Here is a 24,600-nt window from a genome sequence, read left to right as displayed (position 1 = left end):
GTCACGCCCCTGCCACCTCTCCCGCGGCCTCCATGCCCATCTCGTCCAGCAGCACGCGCATGATCTTCTGGGCCGTGCGCAGGTCGGTGGTCCCCTCGGGGATCCCGGTGGGCGGGGGCTGCTTCTGGGTCACCATGGCGTGGAACGCCTCCCATTCGGTCTCGAAGGCTTCGGTCACGTCGTTCCTTTCGCGGACGACGACGCCGGCGCCCTCGCGCTCGACGGTCCGCAGGCGCGTGGGGCTGTTGAGGAGGTAGGGCACGCCGAACGTGAGCTCGGCGCTCCCTTCCGTGTGATGGACCGTGACGGTCTCCCGGTACTCGGGGTAGTCCGCCATGTAGTGCCAGTTGAGGTGGAACCGGGCGCCCGAGCCCAGGGTTCCGGCGACCTCGATCGATCCCGGGTCGTCCTGGGGGGCCCAGTGGCGCACGGCCTCCACCGTCCGGAGGGGTCCGAACAGCGAGCGGACCAGGGCGATGTCGTGGATGAGGCTGCCGAGCACCACGTTGGCGTAGAGCCGGCGGGCAAGGTCGGGCGCTTCCCCGCCGAGGGCTGCGTCGAGGTGGGTCCGGTCGGCGTCCCGGAACCGGGCCAGGGCCTCGGCGGGAACGTCCCCCGCGGCCGGGCGGAGGTTCGCGTAGGCGAGCTGCGAGGCCCCGCTCGGGTGCAGGACCTCGACCCCGACGTACCGGACCCCCTCGGCCTGCGGCAGGGAGGAGCCGAGGGCGAGCACCGCGGGGTCGTACTCCTTCATGTAGCCGAGCAGGAGCATGGGGCGCCCCTGGGCCTCCTCGGCGGCGCGGAGCTCCTCCGCCTCCCGGACCGAGTAGGCGAGGGGCTTCTCGCACAGGACCGGGACCCCTTGGCGGATCGCGGCGAGGGCGTCGGTGCCGTGCGAGCCGGAGGTCAGGAGCACCACGGCGTCCAGGCTCTCCGAGTCGAGGAGCGCGGCGAGGCTCTCGTGCCGGTGCCCGGGCCCGATTCCGTACTGCTCGCCGATGCTCGCCCGGAGCGAGGGGGAGGCGTCGGCGACCGCGGCGATCTCGAAGAGGTCCCAGCGGCGTGAGAGGAGGGGCAGGTGGACGGACTGGGCGATGGCGCCGAGTCCGACGACTCCGATGCGGAGGACGGTCATGAGGCTATCCACTTCCTGAGGGCGTGTCGGTTGATGGCGTGGTCGCGCTCGACGGCGCTGGGGTCCTCGCCGGGTCGGGGAACACGGTCCTGCTCGATGACGAGCCACCCGTCGTACCCCTGCCCGAGGAGTCCGCCCATGAAGCCGTCGACGTCGAGGTCGCCGTGCCCGAGCGGCACGAAGGCTCCGCGCGTCCAGACGTCACGGAGCGTGCCGCCGGTCTCTGCCACGGAACGGAGGACGTCGACGCGGGCGTCCTTGAGGTGCACGTGGTTGATCCGGTCCCCCCAGCGGGCGAGCGCCCCGACGGGGTCGCCGCCGGCGAGGAGGAGGTGGCCGGTGTCCAGGGTCAGGCCGACGTCGGTCTCCTCGAGCAGCCGGTCGATGTCCTGCGGCGATTCGATCCACGTTCCGGCGTGGTGGTGGAAGGTCGGCTCGAACCCCCGGGCCCGGACGCGTTCGACGGCGAGCCGGATGTTGCGCGTCAGGCGGCGCCACTGGTCCTCGTCGAGTGCCGGCTGCCACCCGGTGCCGGGATGGCGGAGGACTCCGGACCCGCTGTCCGCGAGCGTCGGCAGGGCGGCGCGGGCCGTCCCGCCGGCCCCCGCCGCGGCCTCGGCGAACGCGTCGAGCACCGTCTCGAGGACCTCGAGGGCCGCGGGAAGACGCTCGTCCTCGGTGAACGGGAGGTCGATCCACCCGCCGGCGAGCGCGAGCCCGTGGCGTGCGAGCCGGTCGGTGAGCTCTCGGTCGCGGCCGAGGAAGCCGAGCGGTCCGAGGTCGATCCCGGTGTAGCCCTGGCGGGCCAGGACGGCGCAGAGCCCGTCCGGACCCGGGAGCGTGCCGCCCTCGGCGTCGCCGAGGGCGAAGAGGCCGAAGCTGACCGGGGCGCCAGCAATGTCGATCACGTCTCGTTCCTTCCCAGAGGTGGTGCCAGCGGCCCGCGGTGCGGACCCGTTCACTGGCTGATGGCGAGGATGCGGCTGTCGGGCGTCTCGAGGCGGTACGGGCCCACGCCGTCGGGGAGCTCCTCGCGCGCGCTGCGGACCACGCGCCGTCGTCCGTCGAGCGTGACGAAGACCGTGCCCTCGGCGCCGACCGCGACCAGCTGCCCGTCGACGCGGAGCAGGAGCGGCCCGTCGGTCCCGAGGCTCACCGCGGTGCGCCCCTGCTTCAGGGCGTCGAGCACCGCCTCCTCGCCGGCGTCGTGGGCCGCCGCCCACGTTGTCGGCGCACCGACCGGGTGGCCGTCCTCCGGGCGGTGGAAGTCTCCGCCGCCGAGCGGGACGACGTCGGTCCCCCACGCGGTCCACCACGCCCAGATCCCGCTGTCGGCGGGCCGGGCGAGCCACGTCGAGTGCATGATCTCGGCGTGGGCCGGCCTGCGCGTCAGCGGCCACTGCCACGCGCAGTCGTCCGCGATCGGATGGTTGATGGAGAGGAACCCGCCCTGCTCCTCGGCCTGCTCGACCCAGCGGTCCGGGTGTTGGCGGAAGTCCACCCATCCGATGCGTCCGAAGGCGTTCGCGTGGCCGCGGGCGGTGGTGACCTCCTGGCCGGGCACGAGCGTGATGCCGTACGCCGCCCCCGTGCCGGCGAGCTCGGCGAAGTGGCTGACGGTGTTGTGCTCCGTCACCGCGAGGAAGTCGAGGTTCCTTGCCGCGCCGTGGGCGGCCAGCTGCTTCAGGCTGAGCCGCCCGTCGGAGTGGAGCGTGTGGGCGTGGCAGTCCCCCGCGAACCAGGTGAGCCCGGACGACGACGGGAGGTCCCGCCGTCGTCCTCTCGCCTCCGGTGCGGGGCGAGGGGGCGCCGGCTCGGGCTCCACCCCGCCGGTGGCGGGGAGGTGGATGTCGAGGATCGCCTCGACCCCTTCCGCGGGAAGGCGATGGAGGCCGAGCACGACCTTCCACACGCCGTCCTCGAGCTCGCCTGCGAGGTAGCCGCCCGAGGCGCGCTCGGCAGTGATGACGAAGCGTTCCTTCGCCCCTCCCGACCAGCCGCGCCAGCCCCCGGGCCCCTCGCAGCCGAGGTCGATGACCGCCGACGAGGTGTCGTAGTCGAGGACTACCTCGAGACTGCGAGCGCCGTGGACCTCGAAAGGCACCTCGACGTAGGGGCCCTCGGCCTGGTCCTCGACCGTCAGCAGCCGGCGGATCCGCACCTAGTCGCCGATCCGCACGCCGTCGGCGTCGAACAGCAGGGTCCGGCGCGGCTCGACCGTGACGCCGGCTGCGGAGCCGATCTCGGGCTCGAGGTCCTCCCCCACGACGGCCTGCACCATGGCTCCCTCGGGGAGCTCCACGGTGACGAGCACCGCGGCCCCCAGGTTCTCGGCGACGGTCACCGTGCCCGAGAACTCGCCCTGGCCGGCCGGAACGAGTGAGAGGTACTCGGGCCGTCCTCCCCAGGTGACCTTCTGGCCCTCGGCGACCCGCCCGGCCGCAGCGGGAGGGAGCGGCAGCCGGTGCCGGCCGATGTCCACCGCGCCCGAGACGACGACGCCCTCGATGAGGTTCATTGACGTGGAGCCGACGAACGAGGCCACGAACGTGTTGGCGGGGCGCTGGAAGACCTCGCGCGGCGTCCCGAGCTGCTGGAGCCTGCCGGCCTTCATGATCGCGATGCGGTCGGCGAGCGCGAGGGCCTCGGCCTGGTCGTGGGTGACGAAGACGGTCGTCACGCCCAGGTCGAGCTGCAGCTTCTTCAGGAACGTGCGGGCCTCCAGCCGGAGGCGGGCGTCCAGATTGGAGAGCGGCTCGTCGAAGAGGAAGACCTCGGGGCGGCTCGAGACGGCGCGGGCCAGGGCGACGCGCTGCTGCTGGCCGCCCGAGAGCTGGCCGGGGCGGCGTTCGAGGAGACCGCCGAGGGAGAGCTTCTCGCTCACGGAGGAGGCCTGGGCGTGCCTCTCCTTGCGCCCGACCTTCTGGATCTTGAGCGGATACGAGATGTTGTCCGCGATCGACATGTGGGGGAAGAGCGCGTAGTCCTGGAAGACCATCGCGACGTGGCGCTGGCCCGGCTCGAGATCGGTCACGTCCCGGTCCCCGATCGTGATCGTGCCCGAGGTGGACTTCTCGAGCCCCGCGATGGTGCGCAGCAGGGTGGTCTTCCCGCAGCCGGAGGGCCCGAGCAGGGCGAAGAACTCGCCGTCCTCGATGGTGACGTCCATCTCGTCGACGCCGCGGACACCGCCGGGGTACTCCTTGATGAGCGAGCGTGTGGTGATAGCGGCCATCAGCCTTTGATACCTCCATGGAAGCGGAACCCGTAGCGCCTGCTGACGAAGAAGTACATGGCGACGACGGGCAGGGAGAAGAGCAGGGAGAAGGCGGAGATCAGGGCGAGGTCCGGCTGGCCGCCTTCGGTGTAGAACGTGTACATCACGACGGCGGCCGGGGACTTCGAGGGCGACCTCAGCAGGATGTAGGGCACCAGGAAGTTGCCCCAGACCTGCACGACCGCCCAGACGGCGATCGCCGCGAGGCCCGGACGGGCCAGCGGGACCACGACGTCCCACAGGATGCGCAGGGGCTTGGCGCCGTAGAGCCGGGCCGACTCCTCGTAGGACTTGGGGGTCGAGTCCATGAAGTCCTTGAGGATGAAGATCACCGTGGGCAGGATCCCGCCGCTGAGCACCAGGATGACTCCGAACTGCGAGTCGATGAGGCCGAGCTTGACCATGAGCAGGAACGTCGGGACCATCGCCGCGGTCCCCGTGATGATCGAGGAGAGCAGCAGCAGGGAGTAGAGCAGCACGTCCCGCCCCGGGATCCGCACCCGGGAGAGCGCGTAGGAGGACAGCGACCCGAGCACCAGGACGATGACCATCGAGCCGATCGCCAGGATCAGCGAATTCCCCAGCGAGGCCATCGCGTCCGCGTTGGCGAAGAGCACCGCGAAGTTGTGCAGGGTGAAGTCGGGCACCTTGACGTTGAGGCCCGGGTGGGCATCGAAGGGCGCGAACACGAGCCACAGCACCGGCAGGACGAAGAAGGCCAGGATCAGGGCGATGAAGACCGTCTTGCCGACGATGCCGATGAAGTGGCGCACCCGGTTCCGGGCGGCCTCCTCTTCGGGGGTGCGCGCGGGAGCGGTGGCGGAGGTCATTTCTTCCTCTCCTTCAGCAGCCGCAGGTAGACGGTGGCGATGACGAGGTTGATCACGATCATGATCAGGGAGATCGCCGCACCCTGCCCGAGGGCCCCGTCGTTGAGGGCGAGCCGGTAGATGAAGATGGGCAGGATGTTGGACCGGTCATCCGGGCCGCCCGCCGTGAGCAGGTAGGGGGTGAACGTGTTGAAGGTCCACAGCGTGATGAGCAGGGTGTTCGTCAGGGCATGGCCGCGGATGTGCGGGAAGATCACGTCGCGGAACTGGGCGAAGGTCCCGGCCCCGGCCATCCGCGCCGTCTCGAGCTGGGACGGCGGGACCGAGGCGAGGGCCGAGCTGAACAGCATCATCGAGAACGCCGTGCCCACCCACGTGTTGAAGACGATGATGCACTGCAGGGGGTACTGCAGGAGCCAGGCCAGGTGGGCGGTGCCCAGGATCGAGTTGAGCGTGCCGTCGGTTCCGTCCAGCAGCGCGTACCAGAGGAAGGTGGTGACGGAGCTCGGGATGATCCACGCCAGCAGGACGAAGAACTCCACCACGGACCGCACGGTGCTGTTCAGCCGGGTCGCGAGCCAGGCGATGCTGAAGCCGAGCACCGACTGGCCGATGACGGCCGATCCGAAGACGAAGGCCAGCGTGAGCACGAGCGAGTTCGCGAAGCGGTCGTCCGAGAGCGCCGAGAGGTAGTTCTGGATGCCGACGAACTTGGGATGCAGGGCCGCCGAGCCACTGAGCCGGTAGTTGGTCAGGCCCAGATAGAGGGTCCACAGCGCCGGGAAGACGAGGAACACGCCGATGAGCACGAGGCTGGGCGCCACGAACGCCGCGGCCCGTGCCCTGCCGAGCCCGGCGACGTCCCCGTCGTCGGCAGCGCGCCGGGCCCGAGCCCTGACGGCCCCGGCAGGGGCCGCCGAGGGCTCGGCGAGCACGTCAGTTGAAGATCTTGTCGCTGCCACCGACGATCCCCTCCAGGGCCTTCTGGTAGTCGCTGGCCGCCTGGTCGGGCGAGCCGCCCGAGGCCACCTTGCCGGTCGCGGTCTGGATGGCCGTGGAGACCTGGGTGTAGTCGGAGGAGGACGGGCGGTACGCCGTGATGGGCAGCACCTCGGTGGAGATGAACTTCAGCAGGGGGTCGGACCCGAGGACCTGGGAGTTGACGTCGTCCCGCGGGGAGATCTGCGGGTTCGCGCCGATGCGCGCCTTGATGGCCTCCGGGGAGTTCATGAACTGGAGCAGGTCCCAGGCCTGCTGCGGGTACTTGGTGTTGGGGTTGATGACCTCTCCGGAGCCGCCGGACATGCTCACGAAGTCCTGTCCGTTGACGCCCTTGCCGGGGGCCTCGGCCGGGATCTTGGCCCAGCCGACGGCGGAATCACGGTCCTTCATGGGGTCGATGCCGGACTTGGGGTTGATGACCGAGCGCCACAGGTAGTCGCTCTCGATCATGATGCCGAGCTTGTCCTGCGAGAACTCCTGGAAGGACTTGTCGCGGCCCTTGGCGTCCTGCTGGAGGGCCGGGTCGCCGAGCTTGTCCACGCCGTAGACCTTCGAGTAGAGGCCCAGCACATCCCGGACGCCCTGGCTGTTGCCCTGCCACTTCCCGTCCTTGTAGATCGGCTGCCCGGTGCCCTCGAGCAGCGGCAGGAAGCCCTGGGTGGTGGTGGCCTCGGTCATGGCGGTCCCGGCGTTGATCTGCAGCGGGGTCACGCCGGGCAGCGACTTGAGCTTGGCGGCGGCGCTGAGGACGTCGTCCCAGCTCTTGGGCTGCCAGTCGGCCGGGAGGCCCGCCTGGGCGAAGAGCTTCTTGTTGAAGTAGATCACCCGCCCGTCCGTGCCGTCCGGGATCCCGTAGAGCTTGCCGTTGTACGTGGTGATCTGCTGGACGGCCGGCTTGATCTGCTTCCAGCCGTCCCACCCCTGGACCGTGGATCCGCCCACGAGGTCCTCCAGCGGCTTGATGTACCCGGCGTCGGCGAGCTCGCCCACCCAGATGCCGTCGACGGCGACGATGTCCGCCCCACGCCCGGTGGACAGGTCGAGCGAGATCTTGGTCTTGTAGGCCTGGTCGTCCACCCCGTTCGGCTGGAACGTGACCTTGGCGTTGACGCCCTTCGCCTTCTCGGCCGCCTCGAACTTCGGGATGACGTAGTTGGTGATCCAGTCCGCACCCGTGGCGTTCTTCCCGCCGGAGATCGAGTTGCTCGTGATGGTGAGGGTGACGTCCTTCGCGTCGGCGTTGAGGCTCGGCGAGCTGCCGGCGCCGCTGCTCGAGCCGCCGCACGCTGCCAGAGCCAGCACGCCCACGATGGCGGCGCTTCCGCCCGCAAGGTACCTGGGCCAGATCTTCTTCATGGGAACTCCCTCGTTCTTCCTTACTTGACGCGCGCTGGGCGCGGGGCGGACGGCTGCGATCGGCCTTCGATGCGGCAGTGAGCGCCGTCACATGCACTGGCGGGACCACGCTAGCCACACTCGCGCAACTTAGTCAACCTATTTGATATAGTCTGAGCACTCACACCGATGGAGGTGCGCATGCACAAGGGGTCCAATCTCGAGCGCGTCGGCAGGTACAACCTCACCGTGGTACTCGATCTCATCCGGCGGTCCGGAGAGGGCCTCAGCCGCGTGCAGCTGGTCGAGTCGACCGGCCTGTCGACCCAGACCGTCTCGAACATCGTGCGCCGGCTCCTCGAGGAGGGCCTCGTGGCCGAGACCGGGAAGGTCGCGGGGAAGATGGGCAAGCCCCGCACCCTCCTCCGGATCGATGCGCTGAGCCGATTCGCGGTGGGGGTGCACCTGGACCCCTCCGTCATCTCGTGCGTCCTCCTGGACCTCTCGGGCGCAGTGGCCGCCCGCTCGCACATCCCCATCCGCTCGGTCGCCGGGCCCGACCAGACCGTGCACGTCATCGCGGAGGCCGTCGATGCCCTGATCGAAAAGAGCGGCGTCGAGCGCGGGCGGGTCATCGGCGTCGGAATGGCCGCCCCGGGGCCGATGGACGCCTCCGGCGGCGGGGTCGTCGGTCCGCCCCTGCTGACGGGCTGGGAGCGCGTCGACCTGTGCGAAGGGCTGCGCAGTGCCACCGGCCTGCCGGTCTTCCTGGACAAGGACTCCACCGCCGCGGCCCACGGCGAGCTCTGGATCAGCGGCGAGAGCGCCCCGCACGACTTCGCGTTCGTCTACCTCGGCACAGGACTCGGCTCCGGCCTGGTCATCAACGGCGAGGTGGTCCGGGGAAGCTCCAACAACGTCGGCGAGATCGGCCACTTCTCCGGCGGGAGCGACGGGCCGGTGTGCAGCTGCGGCCGTCCCGGATGCGTCGGGCTGACCACGATGCCGTCCTATCTCGTGGGGCGGGCGGTCGAGGCGGGGATCCTCGAGCGCATCCCAGGAGAACCCGACCTGCAGGAGACCATGGCGCGCTTCCGCCTCCTCGCCGCGGAGGCGCGCGAGGGCAGCGCGGCGGCGCGGGCGATCCTGCAGGACTCGGCGACGCGGCTGGCGCGGGCGGTCGAGGACATCGCCAGCCTGCTCGACCTCGAGCGCATCGTCTTCGGCGGGCCGTCGTGGCCGGCCGTCAGCGGGCTGTACCTCGCCGTCATGCGCGAGGCCCTCGCCGACCGGAAGGCCGTGGGGGCAATCCACCCCCTGGAGCTCGTCGACTCGGCGCTGGCCGAGGACGTCGCAGCGGTCGGCGCCGGCTGCCTCGTGCTCAACGAGCTCCTGTCGCCCCGCGCCGACGGGCTCCTGCTGGTCCCATGAGGAGCGTCTCCACCGGAAGGGACCACACCCATATCCCCAGCGCATGGGGCCCATATCCGAAAGCGGGCTACCGGTCCTCGGCCGCGCGCGGGAGAGTCGATGGCATGAAGCCTGCGCGCGCACTCCCTGACGACAGTACGGCCACGGCGGCGCCGGGCAACAGCGCCACGTCGCGGCGCGTCACACTCCTGCGCACGCTGCCGGGACTCGGCGTCGCGGCGGCGGTCGCCGTCGTCGCGAGCGTGCTCGGCCAGCTCGTGCCTGTCATCGGCGGCCCCGTGTTCGGTATCCTCCTGGGGCTGCTCGCGGCGGCGGCCATCCGGCCCCTGCGGGGCGGCCTGTGGACGCCGGGGTACCGCGCGGCAGGCGCGCACGTCCTGCAGGGCTCGATCGTGGTCCTCGGCACGGGGCTGTCCCTCCAGCAGGTGGCCCAGGTGGGCGTGGGCTCGCTGCCGGTGATGCTGGGGACGCTCGCCGTCGCCCTCGGCGGCGCGGCACTGCTCGGCCGCGTGCTCCGCCTCGACGCGGACACCCGGACACTCATCGGGGTCGGGACCGGGATCTGCGGCGCGTCCGCGATCGCGGCGACGACCGCCGTGATCAGGCCCAAGGAGGCGGACGTCGCCTACGCGATCGGCACGATCTTCACCTTCAACATCGCGGCCGTCCTCCTCTTCCCCGCGGTGGGCCACCTCCTCGGCCTCAGCCCGCACTCCTTCGGCCTGTGGAGCGGCACGGCGGTGAACGACACGTCCTCGGTCGTGGCCGCGGCCGCGAGCTACGGGGGCGGCGCCGAGTCCTACGCGGTGGTCGTCAAGCTCACCCGCTCGCTCATGATCATCCCCATCGTCATGGCCCTCGCAGCCCTGCGGGCCCGGCGGGAGCGCACGGACGGCCCCGGCGGCCGGGCCGGCGTGCCCTGGCGGCGCATGGTCCCGGCCTTCCTCGTGGGCTTCGTCCTCGCCGCGGCGCTGGAGACGGTGGGCGCCATTCCCACGGCGTGGCATCCCGGCCTCTCCGCGCTGGCCGCCTTCCTCATCACGGTGGCCCTCGCCGGGATCGGCCTCAACCTGCGCTTCGCCGAGATGCGCAGGGCCGGCCCGCGCCCGCTCCTGCTCGGGGGGATGCTCTGGGCCGCGGTGGCCCTGACGAGCCTCGGCCTGCAGGCGGTGACGGGGACGATCTGAGCCGGTCAGCGGACCGGGAGCGGCCAGCCCGTCACGGCCTTGGGGCGGGGCGCCGCGTAGGTGCGCACCTTGGAGGTGGTCAGCCCGAGCCGGACAAGGCCCTCCGCGACCGCCACCGCCGCCGCGACGCCGTCGACCACCGGCACCCCGCAGCGTTCGCGGATCTGCGCGTCGAGTCCGCTCATGCCGCCGCAGCCGAGCACGATCACCTCGGCCTTGTCGTCATAGACGGCGCTCTCGGCCTGGGCGACGATCTCCTTGACCGCACGCTCCGGGTCCTCCTCGAGCTCGAGGACGCCGAGGCTGGAGGCCCGTACCGAGGCGCAGCGCGCACCGAGGCCGGCCAGCTTGAGCCGGTCCTCGATCAGCGGCACGGCCCGGTCGAGGGTGGTGACAACCGAATACTTGTGGCCCAGGTACATCGCGGTCGCGGCGGCCGCCTCGGTGATGTCCACGACCGGCACGTCGAGGAGTTCCTGCAGGCCCTCGCGGCCGTGCTCGCCGTACCCCGCCTGGACCACCGCGTCGAACTCGCCCTCGTAGCGCATCACGGCGTCCATCACCGCGACCGCGGCGAGGTAGGACTCGAAGTTGCCCTCGCAGGAGTCGGCGCCGAAGCGGGGGGTGATGCCCACGATCTCCGTGCCCGGCGAGGCGGCGGCCCGGGCCGCCGCCGCGATGGAGTCGGTCATGGTCCGGGTCGTGTTGACGTTGGCGACGAGGATGCGCATCTGGGGGTCCTTGGGTGGTGCTGGCTGGGGGGAAGGCGAGGCACGACGGCGGCGGGCCGGCTCTGGGGGCCGGCCCGGCGCCGTCGTGCTCGTGGAGGCGGACGACCGGAAGGGTCAGTGGACGCTGGGGACGGCGATCGCCTCGCCGTCGACGTCCTCGAAGGTCTGCTTCCGGTCGGCCAGCGCGTAGAAGTTCACGGCCGCGATCCCCGCGCCGAAGAACCACGAGAACGAGCTCAGGGCGCCCAGGGCCGGGATGAAGGCGATCGCGAGGGCCACTGCCGCGGCGGGCACGAGGGCGGCGATGGCCTTGGGGTTGACGCCCTTGCGGTAGTGGTACGTGCCGTCGGCGTCCTCGGAGTAGAGGGCGGGGACGGAGACCTTGCCGCGGCGGACCAGCCAGTAGTCGGCCATGATCACGCCGAACAGCGGGCCCAGCAGGGCGCCGAGGCCCCCGAGGAAGTACACGATCACCACCGGGTTGTTGTAGAGGTTCCACGGCAGGATGAGCAGGCCGATGACGGCGGAGACAAAGGCCGCCCTGCGGAAGTTGAGCCTGCGGGGGAAGAGGTTGGTGAGCGCGTAGGTGGGGGCGACGAAGTTGGCCATGAGGTTCACCGCGACGGTCAGGACGAGGAGGGCCGTGCTCGCCGCGGCGAGGAGGAAGGTATTGGGGATCGAGGCGACCACGTCCGAGGGGCTCTCGATGAGGTGCCCGTCGATCTTGAACTGGGCCCCGGCGAGGACCACGCTGATGGCGCCGAAGAGGAGCATGTTGATCGGGATGCCCCAGAAGTTGCCCTTGACGATCGACTTCTTGGTCCGGGCCGAGCGCGTGAAGTCGCAGAAGTTGAGCACGAACGTGCCGTAGATCGAGACCCACAGGGCGCCGCCGCCGAGGATGTGCAGCCACATGTCGCCGCCGGAGAGGTCCTTGCCGGTGCTCCACGCGATGGAGAAGCCGGCCTTGGCGAACATCCAGACGGCGAGGGCGAGCATGGTGGCGAGGATGATGGGGCCGGCGAAGGCCTCGTACTTGCGGATCATCTCCATGCCGTAGGACACGATCACGACCTGGACGATCCACAGGAAGACGAAGGCCATCCAGCCGAGCGGGGACAGGCCGAGGATCGAGCCGTCGTCGAGCGGCCTGAGGCCGGGGAAGATGGCGATCACGAGGACGCGCAGCACCACCGAGGCCAGGTACGTCTGGATGCCGAACCAGGCGACGGCCACCCCGCCGCGGGTGAGGGCCGCGATCTGGGCGCCGTGGATGCCGAAGGCGATGCGGCTCATCACGGGGAACGGGACGCCGGTCTTCTGGCCCATGAAGCCGGAGAGGTTCAGAAGGGCGAAGAGGAGGACTGCGCCGACGCCGAGGGCCGCGAGGACCTGCCAGCCGCCGAGGCCGAGGGCGAAGAGCCCGATCGCGAAGGCGTAGTTGCCGAGGCTGTGCACATCGTTGGCCCACAGGGTGAAGATGCTGTAGGCGGTCCAGCTGCGCCCGGCGCGCTGGGTCGGAGCGAGGTCGGTGTTGTAGAGCCGGGGGCTGAGGCCCGCCGGAAGGGTGGCGGTGCCGTGGCCCATGGGCGCCTCCGCTTCGCCGTCGATGTTCAGCTGCTGGACAGCGGTGTCCGAAGTGCTGGTCATGTGGGGAACTCTCTGGTCTGGGATGGGGGTCTGCGCTCGAAGGGTGCGATCGCTTGTCCTTGGCGGGATGTGATCCCGATCTCTTTGGTATACCAAAGATAGAGATCTCCCCGAGATTCCACAAGGGGGTTTTTTATTTCCGCACTGCGGAATCGTCAGCCGGTACAGTCCTGCGCGGCGATGACGTAGTCCGCACTGTCCCGGCCCGCCCTGATCAGGCGCGCATTGGCCTCGTCGGAACGGAGCACCCATTCGCGGGCCCGTTCCGGGTCCTTGCCGAACTCGATGTGCCGGCGGATGAGGCGGTCCACCCGGGTGACGGGTTCGGCGTCGAGGTACCAGACCTCCCGCAGCCGCGCCCGGGCAGCCGCCCACGGCGCCTCCCCCAGGAGGAGGTAGTTGCCCTCCGTGATGATCAGGCGTGCTTCCGGGGGGACCGCGATGGCGGCGGCGAGGGGCTGCTCGAGCCGGCGCTCGAACCCCGGTGCGTAGACCACGGACCCGGCGCCCGAGGCGATCCTGCCGAGCAGGGCGGCATACCCGTCGGCGTCGAAGGTCTCGGGCGCGCCCTTGCGGTCCAGGAGCCCGAGGCGCGCGAGCTGGACGTCGGCGAGGTGGAACCCGTCCATGGGCACGTGCGCCGCCCAGTCTGCGCCGTGTGCAGAGCGCAGGCGCTCGAGGATCTGCTCGGCGAGCGTGGTCTTGCCCGCCCCGGGCTCGCCGCAGATGCCCAGGATGGCCCGGCCGCCTTCCTCGGGGACGAGGGAGGCGGCGCGGCGGGCGAGCGCGTCGAGGGTCACGGCCGGTCCCCCGCCGCGGCAGCAGATTCGGACTCGAGCAGGTCCATGGGGCCAACCCTAGCCGCGTCGACCGCGTGCCTCGGCCGAATCTGGCCCGCGGGCCTCTACGGTCTTGGAGTGGCCACGGATGAGGAACTCGAGGGCCAGACGTCCATCGAGGAGGCGCTGGCGGACCTCGGCGAGCCCTGGACGGCCGAGGAGGACACCGACGAGCAGGACGCGCCCACTCTCTTCTGAGTGCTAGGCGGGGACGACCACCGAGGTCGCGAGCAGTCCCCTCGTGCACGTCCACCGTCCGTCGAACCTCGTCACCTCGACACCCGAGACGACGGGACCCGCCACGAGGAGCCGGGCCCGGAACCGGCCACCCGGCCGGAGCTCGACGAGCACATCCTCGAACCCCAGCCAGCGCCCCGTCAGCGGGTACCAGGCCTTGTACACGGCCTCCTTCGCGCTGAAGAGGAGCCGGTCTGCCGCGACGCCCCTCCACTGCCACGGCCACCGTTTTGCCCGCTCCCCCGCGCAGGCCACGAGGTCCATGACCCCTGCGGGCAGCGGCGCGTTCGGCTCGGCGTCGATGCCGAGGCTCGCGACGGCCCCCGCGGAAGCCACCGCCGCGCCCTGGTAGTGCGGGCAGTGCGTCATGCTCCCGACCACCCCGACCGGCCACACCGGCGCGCCGTCAGGCCCGGGTACGAGGGGCGCCGGCGCCGTCCCCAGCTCCGCGAGGGCAGCGCGGGCGCAGGCGCGCACGGCCGCAGAGTCCGCCTTCCCCGCCGGTGTCCGGCCTGCCACTGCCGCGAGCTCCTCGGGGTAGAGCGGGACGCCGGCACCGTCGCCGAAGCGCTCGTCGGCCCGGACCGCCGCCGGCAGGATGGCCCGGAGCATCAGGACCGCCCTTCCCCGTCCACCCCTGAGCGGACTGGCAGCGGCGCCGGGAGCTGTTGGGCCGGGTTCCCGCCGAACCTCGTGCCGGGAGCCACCTCCTCGCCCTTCATGACGAAGGAGTCCGGCTCGACCACGGTCCCGTCGCCGAGGTTGACGCCGTAGTGCACGAACGCCTTGACGCCGAGGGTGCAGCGGGACCCGATCACGGTCTCCGCCAGTTTGAAGGCCCCGTCTTCCATCGAATGGCACTGGATGACGCTGCGGGCGTTGAGCGTGCAGTCGTCGCCGATCGTCACAGTCGTCTTCTCGGGAATGCCGGCACCGTCGTCGAACAGCCGCCGGCCCACGTTCAGGCCGCGCATCCTCCACAGGAAGCCCTTGAACGGGGTGCCGTTCAGCAGCGCCGCGTAGGGGTCGTTGCTGAGTTTCCAGAAGCGTTCGTGCCGCCAGAAGGGGCGCTGGTAGATCGAGCAGAACTTCGGCACGAGCCTGCGGAATCCGCGCGCGGCGCATTCGATGACCGAGTAGTAGCACGTGGTGAAGAGGAACAGTGCCAGCACGGCCCCCGCCGCGGCGACGACTGCGTGGCCCGGGTCGACGGTCAGGGCGACGGTGCCGATCAGCAGGGTTGCCACGGTGAAGCCCTCTCGGGCCACCAGGAAGAGCAGGATGGTCACGGCGTTGTGCCGGTTCTTCGCCCTCAGCGCGGCCTTGAAGGCCGGGCCGCTCTTGAACTCGTCGAATACGGCGTCGGACTGGACGCTCCGAGGGATCTCGAAGCTCGGCGAGCCGAGGAGGCCCACGTCGTCTCGGACCGGCCCGTCGAGCGGGACCATCGCCTTGGTGGCGATGAGGCAGTTCTCGCCCGCCTTGGCGTCCGGCGGGTAGAGGACGCCGTTCCCCAGGAAGTTCCGCAGGCCGATCGACACCGGCGTGATCCGGAAGGAGCTGCTGGAGAACTGGGCGCTCAGGACGGACAGCCCGTCCGCGACCATGGTGCCGCTTCCCACGGTGCAGGCGAACGGGCTTTCGTGCTTGACCTCCATCCCGAAATTCGAGCCTGTCTGCACCATGTTCGGCATCTTGTAGCCGATGAGGCGGAGATAGTGGGGGATGAGGGAGCTGTCACCACTGAGCTGGATCAGGAATTTCAGGTTGGTGAGGCGGCCGATGGTGCGATGGAGCCCATAGTGCAGCCCGTACAGCGGGTAGACCCTGCCGGGCGTGAGCAGCAGGTTCAGAGCCCTCGGAATCACGGTGATACCCAAGAGGAGTGCCGCAACGAGGCTCCCGAGGACAGTGGCAGCGATGGCCACGAGGCGCAGGTAGTAGGCGGCATTGCCCGTGTCGACTCCGGCGGCCGCCACGACCAGCGGAACCAGCCCCGCAAAGACGCTCGTCCCGAGCGGGATCACCAGCAGTACGGTGACGAGGAGGTTCCAGACGCCGTAGAGGAGCCTCCGGCCCGTGCCGCAGGGCATGGGCGGCGCGCCGCTGTAGTCGACGGCGCACGGCTGGGCCGGGGACCCGTGCCACGACTGGTGGTCGGGGATGGCCTGACCTGCGTAGAGCGCCGACGCGTGCCCCAGCTGGGCGTGGTCCCCCACGCTCGCGCCGATGTCCAGCACCGTGGCCTCGCCGACGACCGCCCCCACACCGAGCGTGACGGTGCCCGTCTGGATAACGCCGTCGACCGCCCGATAGCAGTTGAGGCTCGCATCCTTGCGGACCACCGTCCCCGCCCCGATCCTCAGCAGGTCGGTGCACACGGGGACGTCGGTGGTGAAGACCGTGGTGCCACGGCCGATCTTCGCTCCGAGTGCGCGCAGGTACAGCACGTACAGGGGCGAGCCCGCGAGCAGCCGCATCGGGCTGCTCCGGAGGACGGCGCGGACCAGCCAGAATCGGAAGTACCGCATCGACCACACGGGGAACTCGATGGCCTGCCATCGGCCGACCACCAGCCACTTGACGGCCACAGGCAGCACGCACAGGACCGCGTACACCGCCGCGCCGAACAGCGTTGCGCGCAGCCAGTCATCCAGCGGGTTGGCCGCGCCGCCGATGTACTGGAAGCCGCTGGCCATCGCGAAGCCGAGCAGGAGGGCCCCAGCGACGTAGCTGAGCGCCTGGAGGGACCCACAGAGCACGTACTGGAACGTTGTGGCGCGTTCCGGCGTCGTCGGCGGCTCGGGAGAGGCTGCTGCGACGGTCGTCGGGGCCGCAGCGGCCACGGCCGCCGATGGTGCTGCGGGTCCAGTGGCGGCAAGCGAGCGGATGCTCGGGTGCAGATAGGTGTCCTTCATCGAGACGGGCGCGAGCTCGGGGTCCTTCCTCACGATCGCGCAGAAGTGCGCCATGGTGATCGAGCTCGCGCCGAGATCTGCGAAGAAATCGGCCTCCACTGAGACCGCAGGCTCCCCCAGGGCCTCCGCGAGCGCGCGGGCCAGCTTCGCCTCCCGCTCCGTCGCCGGGGGCGTGGGCGCCTGCGCAGCGTCGTCGCCGCCCCGACGGCCGGGCGGAGGCAGCCGGCGTCGGTCCACCTTGTCGCTGGGCAGGAGCGGGAAGGACTCCAGCTCCTGCAGGAACGCCGGCCGCATGTAGGCGGGCAGTGTCCGCCTGAGGTGTTCACGCATGACGGCGCGGTCGAGGCTGCCGCCGTCGTGTCGCCTGCTGTAGTAGGCCGCCAGCTCGACGGCGCCGGGGCTCGGCTCGTGGGTGACGACGACGGCCTGGGCCACCCCGGGAATCTGGAGGATGACGGACTCGATCTCGGAGAGCTCGATCCGGTAGCCGTGCACCTTGACCTGGGAGTCGATCCGGCCGTGGTACTCGATCTCCCCGTCGGCGTTGAGGCGGCCGAGGTCGCCGGTGCGGTAGATCCGGTGGCTCGGGTTGCCGGGGAGGCCCAGGAAGTCGGGGATGAAGGCCTTGCGGGTCAGGTCCGGGCGGTTGACGTAGCCGCGTGCGAGGCCGATCCCGGCCAGCCCGATCTCGCCGAGCTCGCCGGCGCCCAGCGCCCTGTTGCCCTCGACATCGAGGATCACGGCCGCATAGGTCGGCAGGGGCGTCCCCAGAGTCGGTGCGCGGTGCGGGTCCACCACGGACCACGTGGCGGTGACGGTGGCCTCGGTGGGCCCGTACACGTTGAGGAATCTGCGGCCCGGCCGGTGCCAGCGCTCCACGAGATCGGGAGGGCATGCCTCCCCTGACACGAGCAGGAACCTCAGGCCCGGGACGTCGTCCTCAAGCGTGGACAGGAGGGTCGGCACGCAGCAGAGGGCCGTGACGGCGCGCCGCTGCAGGAACTCGGCCAGCTCGAGTCCCACAAGGCTCGTGCTGCCGTCCTTCGGCACAAGCGTGGCCCCGCTCATCCACGGGACCCAGATCTCCTCGACCGAGAAATCGAAGGCGGTGGTCATGCCCTGGTAGACCCGGTCGTCCGCCCGGATCCCGTAGACGCCTGCCGCCACGCGGACGAAGTTGCAGATGCTGGCGTGTTCGACCGCGACCCCCTTGGGCCTGCCCGTCGAGCCTGAGGTGTAGATGATGTACGCCAGCTGGTCCTGGTCCGGACCTCGCTCGGCGCCGCTGAGGCGCAGCGGCGACTCGGAATCGATCGTCGCCTCCTCGTCGTCGAGGTACAGGGCCCGGGCAGTCCCTTCCGGCACCACGTCGCGGAGGTGGGACTGCGAGAGCAGGGTGGTCACGCCGGCGTCGTCCACGATGTACGAGATCCGCTCCGGCGGAAACGCGACGTCGAGCGGCACGTAGGCCGCGTGCACCTTGAGCACGGCCAGCATGGCCGCGTACGCGAACACGGGCTGGTCGAACAGCAGTGCCAGCCGGTCGCCGGCGCTGACGCCGCGGGCGCGGAGGCGGCGCGCGAGCCGGTTGGTCCATGCGTCGAGCTGGTCATAGGTGAGGGTGAGCGCTCCGGCGTCGACTGCCAGCCTACCGCCGTGCCCCGCAGTGCGGAGGCTGTCGCAGACCTCTTCGAAGAGCGTCTCGAGCCGCTCCCCCGGGTGCCACCGGATGCCGTCGTCCAGACCCGGAAGGCCGCGAGCCTCAGGGGTCACGAGGTGCTTGGGCATGGCGGCCTCCTACGCGCCCGGCTGGGCCGCGGCTTCCTCGGCGACCGCCTCGCGGAGGATCGCGCAGGCCGTGGCGACGACCTGCTCCGTGACGTTGAGCGGGGGCAGGAGCCTGACCACGCAGTCCTGCCGCCCCCCGCACTCGAGGATCAGCCCGCGCTGGAGGGCAGCGTGCTGGATGCGGCGGGCGAGGTCGCCGGCGGGTTCGCCGGAGACCGGGTCCGCCATCTCGATGCCCCACATGAGGCCGCGCCCGCGTACCTCCCGGACCCAGGGACTGTGCGCGAGCGGTTCCAGCTGCGAGGCGATCTGCTCTCCGCGGGCCCGGACGTTGCCGAGGATGTCATCCCGCCGCATGATCCGCACGGCGGCGGTGCCGGCCGCGAAGGCCAGCTGGTTCCCCCGGAAGGTTCCCGTGTGTGCCCCGGGCGCCCAGACGTCGAGGGACTTCTTGTAGAAGATGACCGCTACGGGGAGCCCGATGCCGCTCAGCGCCTTCGAGGCCACGATGACGTCCGGCTCGAGGTCGTACTGCTCGAACGCGAACCAGGTGCCGGTGCGGCCGTAGCCGGCCTGCACCTCGTCGACGATCAGGGGAATCCCGAGCTCGTGGGCCACGCGCCCCACCCTGCGCGCGAACTCGGGGGTAGCGGGGATCACGCCGCCCTCGCCCTGGACCATCTCGAGGATCACGGCGGCCGGCCGCGGAACGCCCCCGTTGCTGTCATGGAGGGACCGGTCAAGGTAGGTGGCGCAGTTGGTGGCGCAGGTCCGCGGCGTCAGACCGAGCGGGCAGCGGCTGCAGTAGCTGTAGGGGAAGAAGTGGACCCCGGGCATCTGGTTGCTGATCGGCTCCTTCTGCTCGAGGAGGCCCGTCACCGCCATCGCGCCGGCCGTGCTGCCGTGGAAGCCCCCCTGGAACGAGACGACGTCTCCGCGCCCGGTGGCCGTCTTGCACAGCTTGATGGCGGCCTCGACGGCGTTGGCCCCCGTGGGCCCGCAGAAGTGCACCTTCATGGAGTCGCGCAGCGTCGCGGGCAGTGTGGACAGGGCGGCCTCCGTGAACTGCTCCTTGAGCGGAGTCGGGAAGTCCAGCCCGTGGGTGAACCGCGCCAGCTGGTCCGTCACGGCCTCCGCGAGTTCGGGATGGTTGTGGCCCAGGGAGAGCACGCCCGCTCCCGCGAGGAAGTCGATGAAGACGTTCCCGTCGACGTCCCGGACGAAGGATCCGGACGCCTCCTCGATGGCGATCGGGAGGTGGCGGGGGTAGGTGCGCGCGGCGGACTCGACGTCGGCCTGGCGGGCGAGCATCCGGGCCGAGACCGGCCCGGGCAGCGGCCCCGCGACCCGAGGCCCGCGGAAGGTGTCCGAATCTGGGGTGACAGTCATGACGGCGCCTCGTTTCTCTCTGCGGGCGGAAAGGCGGACTGTGATCGTGCGGGCGCGGCGCGTTCAGGCCGTCCGGCGGCCGAGGTGGAGCCCCGCGTCGAGTGCGTCGATCGCCTCGGTGACCCTGGCGGCCGGTATCACCACGGCAAGGCAGAAGTCCGAGACCGAGATCGGCCCGGTCGGGATGCCTGCGGTCGAGAGGATGGCGACAAAGTCAGGCACGATGGTTGCGGCGGACCGCAGCCCGTTCCCCTTCAGCGAGAGCTTGGCGGCGTCGTCCCGGTAGCGCAGCCCGCTGAACCCGATGGACGTGCGCTGGCGGCGCAGGGCTTCCATGGCGCGGGGCCGGTCGCCCACCGGCGAGGTGAACATGATGTCCCGCATCCCGTCCCCGGGCATCGGGCCGCTCTCCGAGAACATGTCCACGCCTGTGCCGGCCTCGGCGAGGGCCAGGAACACCGCCGCGACGCGGTCGGCGCCGCCCGTGCTCCCCGCCACGGTGATCTCGGCGAGCGGGCCATCCACGCTCAGGCCGGAGATCTCTGCCTCCTCCATGAACGGTCTGTGCCGGGGCGGCTCCGTCAGGAGTCCGCCCTCCGGTCCCGGAGCGGCAATCCTGCCGGTCCCGGAGTAGCCTCCGCGTGGCACCAGGAACAGTCTTGCGGCGCGGAAAAGCGACGATAACGTGACCATGCCGGGCCTCCTCACAGTGCGCCCTACCGGTCTGAGTTGTCCCTCGCCTCAGTCGCTGCGGCTCTGCTACAAGAGTGGAAGCATTGCTCGGGCGGCTGGAGGGGAAAAGGTCCTGCCCCTTCCAGCAGCCCGCATGTTACGGCTGGCGCACGTGGCGCGCGGCCACCGCGTGCTCGATGTCCTTCAGCGCGGCGGCGGCGGTGGCGCGCGGGTCCGACGCTCCCCCGGTCACCGTCAGGGCGCCCATCTCCTCGGTGACCGCGCGAAGGCCCTTCATGCTCCCGCGGAGCTGGGCGAACGGGTGGTCCTGCCCGTAGAGGCGAAGCTCGACGCCGGCCCGGAACCCCCCGCCGTCGTGCTCGACGAAGCCGACGAGGCGCGGCGTGAGGCCCTGCGCCGCCCACCGCGCCATGTCGCAGGGGGTCACCGCGCCGATCCCCTCCCGCGGCAGACTGTCGAGTCCCAGGCCGGCATCGAGCACGGCGTTGGCGATGATGACCAGCTTGGCGGCGGTGTCCCAGCCGTCGAGGTCGAAGCTCGGGTCCGGCTCGGCGATGCCGCGCGCCTGGGCGAGCGCCACGGCGTCGGCGAGGCCGAGGCCGGCGGTGGCCATCTGGTCGAGGACGAAGGTCGTGGTGCCGGTCAGCACCGCTTCAAATCCCTCCAGCCGGGCGCCGGCGAGGCTGTGCGCCAGGAGGTCCACCGTGGGCAGCGCGGAGGCGGCGGCTCCGCTGAAGCGCAGGCTCCCTCCGTGGCCGGCGGCGAGGCGGAGGAGCCCGCGCAGGTCCAGGACGAGGGCGCCCTTGGACACCGCGATGACATCGAGGCCGCGGCCGAGGGCCCAGCGGAGGTAGTCCAGGGCCGGCCCACCCGTGCGGTAGTCGCTGGGGCCGGCCTCGATCAGCACGTCGGCGCGGACGGCCTCGAGGAAGGCGTCGCCGGTGAGGCCCGGCACGAAGCTGCCGCGGGCGGCGAGCCGTTCGGGCGCGAGGCCCGCGGGATCGACGAGCCCGGCAGCCGAGCCGCAGACGCCGGTGATCCGCACGAGGACGCCATGGCGCTCCCGGTAGGCCGCGGTGCGGGCCTGCAGCATTCCGGCGATCTCACGGCCTATCCGGCCGTAGCCCGTGATCGCGACGTCGACGGTCCTCATGCCGGCAGGGCACCGGGGGACGGCGTGCCGCCCGGGGCGTGGAGCTCGCTGAGCTCCGCCATGGTGCGCGTCATGATGGCCCGCATGGCGGCGTGGGCGGCGTCGGGGTCCGAGCGCTGGATCGCGGCGGCCACGTCCATGTGGAGCTGGAGCGCATCCGGGTGAGGGCGCGAGGGCATGAGGCCGAAGTGGGTGCGCCCGGCGAGGACCTCGGCGACGCTGGGGTGCAGCGCGGCGAACATCTCGTTGCCCGAGGCCGCGAGGATGAAGCGGTGGAACTCGGTGTCCACGCGCAGGAATCGTTCCGCGTCCGCGCTCTGGCCCGCGGCCCAGAGCTCGCCTGCGAGTTCGAGGAGCTCCGCGGTCTCGTGCTCGCCGGCGCGGGTCGCAGCCAGGCGGGCCGCCTCCGGCTCGACGGCGCCGCGCAGCTCGGTGAGCGAGAGCAGCTGAGCGAAGCGGCCCGCCGAGGCGAGCCGCCACTGGATCACCTGGGGTGCGAAGACGTTCCACTCGCTGGCGGGGAGGATCTGGATGCCCAGCCGGCGGCGCATGGCCACGAGGCCCATGGCAGCCAGGACCCTGAGCGCCTCGCGGACCACGGAGCGGGAGACGGCGTAGCGCTCCTCGAGCTCCTCGATCTGGATCACGCTGCCCTCGGCGAGGGTCCCCTCAGCGACCGCCGAGCCGAGGCTCTCCACGAGCTTCGTATGGAGGCCACCCGGTGCAGAGCGCCCCGCCGGACGCGGCGAACCGGTGCCTGCCATGGGCCTCCTTCCGGGTCGCGATCCCGTCATCGGGGACTCCCACATCATAGCTGTTGCACAAGTCACGTCTTTAGATATGATCTAAACCTTGCCGGAACGGCAAAGAACAGATGTAAGCACCATCGGGAGTGACTATGGCGTCAGCTCATGCGGCCGCGCCGGCCAGTGCCGCGCACCGGGACTCCCAGCGAGGGAGACCATGATGGACCAAACGACAATCAGGCGGTTGTCCGACCAGGCAACCGACGTCCTGCTCAACAAGAACGGCACGGCATCCAGTCGCCGCGGCGGCTGGATGATGATCGCCACGATCCTCATCGAGGCGTGGGACCTCTACGCGATCTCCTTCGTCCTCGTCTTCATCAGCGCCGAGTACCACCCCACCGTCGCGCAGCTCGGCCTCGTCACCGCCGGCGTGCAGGGCGGCGCGCTCGTGGGCGCCCTGCTGGGCGGCTACGTCGCGGACAGGCTGGGGCGCAAGCGGGTCTTCGTCCTCACGATGGTCCTGTTCATCGTGCTCGCGATCGCGCAGGGGTTCTCCCAGAACGTCTGGGACCTGATCATCCTGCGCATCCTCATCGGCATCCCGCTCGGGTCCGACATCTCCAACGGCTACGCCTACATCATGGAGTCGATGTCGAAGGGGTCCCGCGAGGTCATGGGCAGCCGGTGGCAGTTCATGTTCGGCCTCGGCGAGGTCTTCTCGATCGTGGTCATCACCGTCATGTACATGACCGGCATGGACCACGCGGTGCTCTGGCGCGTGGCCCTCGCGATCGGTGCGATCCCCGCCTTCATCCTGCTGCTGGCCCGGCTCGACCTGCCCGAGACCCCGCTCTCGCTCATCCAGCGGGGCAAGTTCACCAAGGCCAAGGACGTCTCGCTGCGCCTCTTCGACGAGCCGCTCGACATGCTCCCGAACGAGGACGTCGTGATCGAGCGGCCCAAGGTCGGCGACTTCCTGCGGGTCACCTGGGCCGACCGGACCCGGCGCCGCGCGACCATCTTCGGATGGATCTCGAACGCCTGCCAGGGCGCCGAGTTCACGGCCTTCGGCTTCTACCTCCCCGTCATCCTCGTCAGCGCCGGCGTGGGCGTGGTGGGCGGCGGCGCCGCGGCGAACATCACGGGCACCAACTTCGTCACGGCCGGCATCTACGTGCTTGCTACCATCTCGGGCCTCGTGGCGCCGATCATGATCACCAAGATCGGCCACCGCGGCGTGTCCATGTGGGGCTTCGGCCTCGCCTTCGTCGGCCTCCTGATCGGTGCCGCCGCACTGGGGGCGAACATCCAGTGGCTGATCGTCCTGGGCGCGTGCGTGCTCATGTGGGGCCACTACTGGGCCGCGTCGAACGGCATGACGGTCGTGTCCATGGTCGCGCCGGCCCGCTTCCGTGCCACCGCCTCGGGGTTCGGCTACGTGTTCGTGAAGGCCGCCTCGTTCTTCGGCGCGTTCGTCTTCCCGCTCATGACGGCGTCCTGGGGCAAGGTCGGTGCCACGGTCGCGGTGTCCGTCCTCTCGCTCATCGGCCTCCTGTCCGCGAAGTTCATCCTTCCCGAGCTCTACGGCTACGTGGACCGCGAAGGTGCGCTCGAGGCCTCCGAGCTCAAGGCCTGACATGGAGCACCTCCCCGGCCCCGGCCTCTGGGTCGTGATGGGCGTCTCGGGCGCCGGCAAGACCACGGCGGGCCAAGCCCTGGCCGCCCACCTCGGCGTCCCGTTCGGCGACGCAGACGATCTGCATCCCGCGGCGAACGTCGCGAAGATGCAGTCCGGGGTGGCGCTGGACGACGCCGACCGCGCACCATGGCTTGCGGCCGTCGGGACGTGGCTGGCCGAGCGCAGGGACGGAGCGGTGATGAGCTGCTCCGCCCTGCGCCGGGCCTACCGGAACACCCTGCGCGAGCACGCGTGGCCGGTCAGGTTCCTGCACCTGGCCGGGTCCGCCGAGGTGGTCCGCGCCCGAGTCGAGGCCCGGGAGGGCCACTACATGCCGGCCTCGCTCGTGGAGAGCCAGTATGCCGCGCTCGAGCCCCTCGGGGACGATGAGGACGGGATCACGGTGGGCTTCGACGAGCCGATTGAGGCAATCGTCGGACACGCGGAGGCCTTGGCCCGGCGCGTCGCGCGGCCCGCTCGCATGGCCTCTTGACCTGCCCGGGGAGGGAGCGTAAACCGGAGAGGTCATCGGATCGCTCTGGCTGGGTTTCGCACGGCGCGGTCCGCCCTCGGTCTCG

Annotated in this window: 20 protein-coding genes; 4 read left to right on the top strand and 16 right to left on the bottom strand. The window is 70.9% G+C overall.

Annotated elements, in window-relative coordinates; genetic code table 11:
- Window position 1 precedes the first annotated feature (1 nt).
- The 7 genes from ACVWWH_RS04930 to ACVWWH_RS04900 are packed head-to-tail and all read right to left on the bottom strand — an operon-like array spanning window position 2 to window position 7,600.
- Window positions 2-1,135, bottom strand: a complete 1,134-nt coding sequence (locus ACVWWH_RS04930; protein ID WP_457315858.1) for a Gfo/Idh/MocA family oxidoreductase — start codon at window positions 1,133-1,135, stop codon at window positions 2-4.
- A complete protein-coding gene (locus ACVWWH_RS04925) occupies window positions 1,132-2,043 on the bottom strand; it encodes a TIM barrel protein (RefSeq protein ID WP_457315857.1) in 912 nt (303 codons plus the stop codon). Before ACVWWH_RS04925 ends, ACVWWH_RS04930 begins: the two co-directional genes overlap by 4 nt.
- Window positions 2,044-2,093: 50 nt before the next feature.
- Window positions 2,094-3,296 carry a CehA/McbA family metallohydrolase gene (locus tag ACVWWH_RS04920; protein ID WP_457315856.1) on the bottom strand — a complete coding sequence of 401 codons (1,203 nt, stop codon included), beginning with the start codon at window positions 3,294-3,296 and terminating at the stop codon, window positions 2,094-2,096.
- Entirely contained in the window at window positions 3,297-4,370 is a 1,074-nt protein-coding gene (locus ACVWWH_RS04915) for an ABC transporter ATP-binding protein (protein ID WP_141305680.1), read from the bottom strand.
- Window positions 4,370-5,242 (bottom strand): carbohydrate ABC transporter permease, encoded by an 873-nt coding sequence (locus tag ACVWWH_RS04910; RefSeq protein WP_457315855.1) that lies wholly within the window; start codon window positions 5,240-5,242, stop codon window positions 4,370-4,372. Before ACVWWH_RS04910 ends, ACVWWH_RS04915 begins: the two co-directional genes overlap by 1 nt.
- The gene (locus ACVWWH_RS04905) at window positions 5,239-6,204 is read right to left on the bottom strand and encodes a carbohydrate ABC transporter permease (protein ID WP_447420526.1); all 966 of its coding nucleotides are present in this window, start codon (window positions 6,202-6,204) and stop codon (window positions 5,239-5,241) included. Before ACVWWH_RS04905 ends, ACVWWH_RS04910 begins: the two co-directional genes overlap by 4 nt.
- Entirely contained in the window at window positions 6,179-7,600 is a 1,422-nt protein-coding gene (locus ACVWWH_RS04900; RefSeq protein ID WP_457315854.1) for an extracellular solute-binding protein, read from the bottom strand. The genes ACVWWH_RS04905 and ACVWWH_RS04900 overlap by 26 nt, the downstream gene beginning before the upstream one ends.
- A 180-nt stretch (window positions 7,601-7,780) precedes the next feature.
- On the opposite strand from ACVWWH_RS04900, the gene ACVWWH_RS04895 reads away from it, so the two are divergent.
- A complete protein-coding gene (locus tag ACVWWH_RS04895; protein WP_457315853.1) occupies window positions 7,781-9,010 on the top strand; it encodes an ROK family transcriptional regulator in 1,230 nt (409 codons plus the stop codon).
- Window positions 9,011-9,114: 104 nt separating this feature from the next.
- Complete coding sequence (locus tag ACVWWH_RS04890) at window positions 9,115-10,197, top strand: YeiH family protein (protein WP_457315852.1); 1,083 nt, start codon at window positions 9,115-9,117, stop codon at window positions 10,195-10,197.
- 5 nt (window positions 10,198-10,202) lie between these two features.
- Here the strand turns inward: ACVWWH_RS04890 and ACVWWH_RS04885 are convergent, their stop codons facing one another.
- The 9 genes from ACVWWH_RS04885 to ACVWWH_RS04845 all read right to left on the bottom strand — a co-directional run bounded on the left by ACVWWH_RS04885 (window position 10,203) and on the right by ACVWWH_RS04845 (window position 22,359).
- Window positions 10,203-10,928: an aspartate/glutamate racemase family protein gene (locus ACVWWH_RS04885; RefSeq protein WP_457315851.1), complete on the bottom strand. Its 726-nt coding sequence runs from the start codon at window positions 10,926-10,928 to the stop codon at window positions 10,203-10,205.
- Between the two features lie 114 nt (window positions 10,929-11,042).
- Window positions 11,043-12,515, bottom strand: coding sequence for an NCS1 family nucleobase:cation symporter-1 (locus tag ACVWWH_RS04880; protein ID WP_229710930.1), 1,473 nt, complete (start codon window positions 12,513-12,515; stop codon window positions 11,043-11,045).
- 218 nt (window positions 12,516-12,733) lie between these two features.
- Window positions 12,734-13,378, bottom strand: a complete 645-nt coding sequence (locus ACVWWH_RS04875; RefSeq protein WP_457315850.1) for a nucleoside/nucleotide kinase family protein — start codon at window positions 13,376-13,378, stop codon at window positions 12,734-12,736.
- Between the two features lie 240 nt (window positions 13,379-13,618).
- Window positions 13,619-14,266 carry a 4'-phosphopantetheinyl transferase family protein gene (locus ACVWWH_RS04870; protein ID WP_457315849.1) on the bottom strand — a complete coding sequence of 216 codons (648 nt, stop codon included), beginning with the start codon at window positions 14,264-14,266 and terminating at the stop codon, window positions 13,619-13,621.
- Window positions 14,266-18,360: a Pls/PosA family non-ribosomal peptide synthetase gene (locus ACVWWH_RS04865; protein ID WP_457315848.1), complete on the bottom strand. Its 4,095-nt coding sequence runs from the start codon at window positions 18,358-18,360 to the stop codon at window positions 14,266-14,268. Before ACVWWH_RS04865 ends, ACVWWH_RS04870 begins: the two co-directional genes overlap by 1 nt.
- A 9-nt stretch (window positions 18,361-18,369) precedes the next feature.
- Window positions 18,370-19,749 (bottom strand): aspartate aminotransferase family protein, encoded by a 1,380-nt coding sequence (locus ACVWWH_RS04860; RefSeq protein ID WP_457315847.1) that lies wholly within the window; start codon window positions 19,747-19,749, stop codon window positions 18,370-18,372.
- A 63-nt stretch (window positions 19,750-19,812) separates the two neighbouring features.
- Window positions 19,813-20,304: a hypothetical protein gene (locus tag ACVWWH_RS04855; protein ID WP_457315846.1), complete on the bottom strand. Its 492-nt coding sequence runs from the start codon at window positions 20,302-20,304 to the stop codon at window positions 19,813-19,815.
- A gap of 274 nt (window positions 20,305-20,578) precedes the next feature.
- Complete coding sequence (locus tag ACVWWH_RS04850) at window positions 20,579-21,595, bottom strand: homoserine dehydrogenase (protein WP_457315845.1); 1,017 nt, start codon at window positions 21,593-21,595, stop codon at window positions 20,579-20,581.
- Complete coding sequence (locus tag ACVWWH_RS04845) at window positions 21,592-22,359, bottom strand: FadR/GntR family transcriptional regulator (protein WP_457315844.1); 768 nt, start codon at window positions 22,357-22,359, stop codon at window positions 21,592-21,594. Before ACVWWH_RS04845 ends, ACVWWH_RS04850 begins: the two co-directional genes overlap by 4 nt.
- Window positions 22,360-22,585: 226 nt before the next feature.
- On the opposite strand from ACVWWH_RS04845, the gene ACVWWH_RS04840 reads away from it, so the two are divergent.
- Window positions 22,586-23,980 (top strand): MFS transporter, encoded by a 1,395-nt coding sequence (locus ACVWWH_RS04840; protein WP_457315843.1) that lies wholly within the window; start codon window positions 22,586-22,588, stop codon window positions 23,978-23,980.
- Between the two features lies 1 nt (window position 23,981).
- The gene (locus ACVWWH_RS04835) at window positions 23,982-24,515 is read left to right on the top strand and encodes a gluconokinase (protein WP_457315842.1); all 534 of its coding nucleotides are present in this window, start codon (window positions 23,982-23,984) and stop codon (window positions 24,513-24,515) included.
- Window positions 24,516-24,600 lie beyond the last annotated feature (85 nt).

It is taken from the genome of Sinomonas sp. RB5 (genome assembly GCF_054063535.1).
Note: the sequence above shows the minus strand (reverse complement) of the source record. Positions and strands in the feature narration are given on the sequence as shown.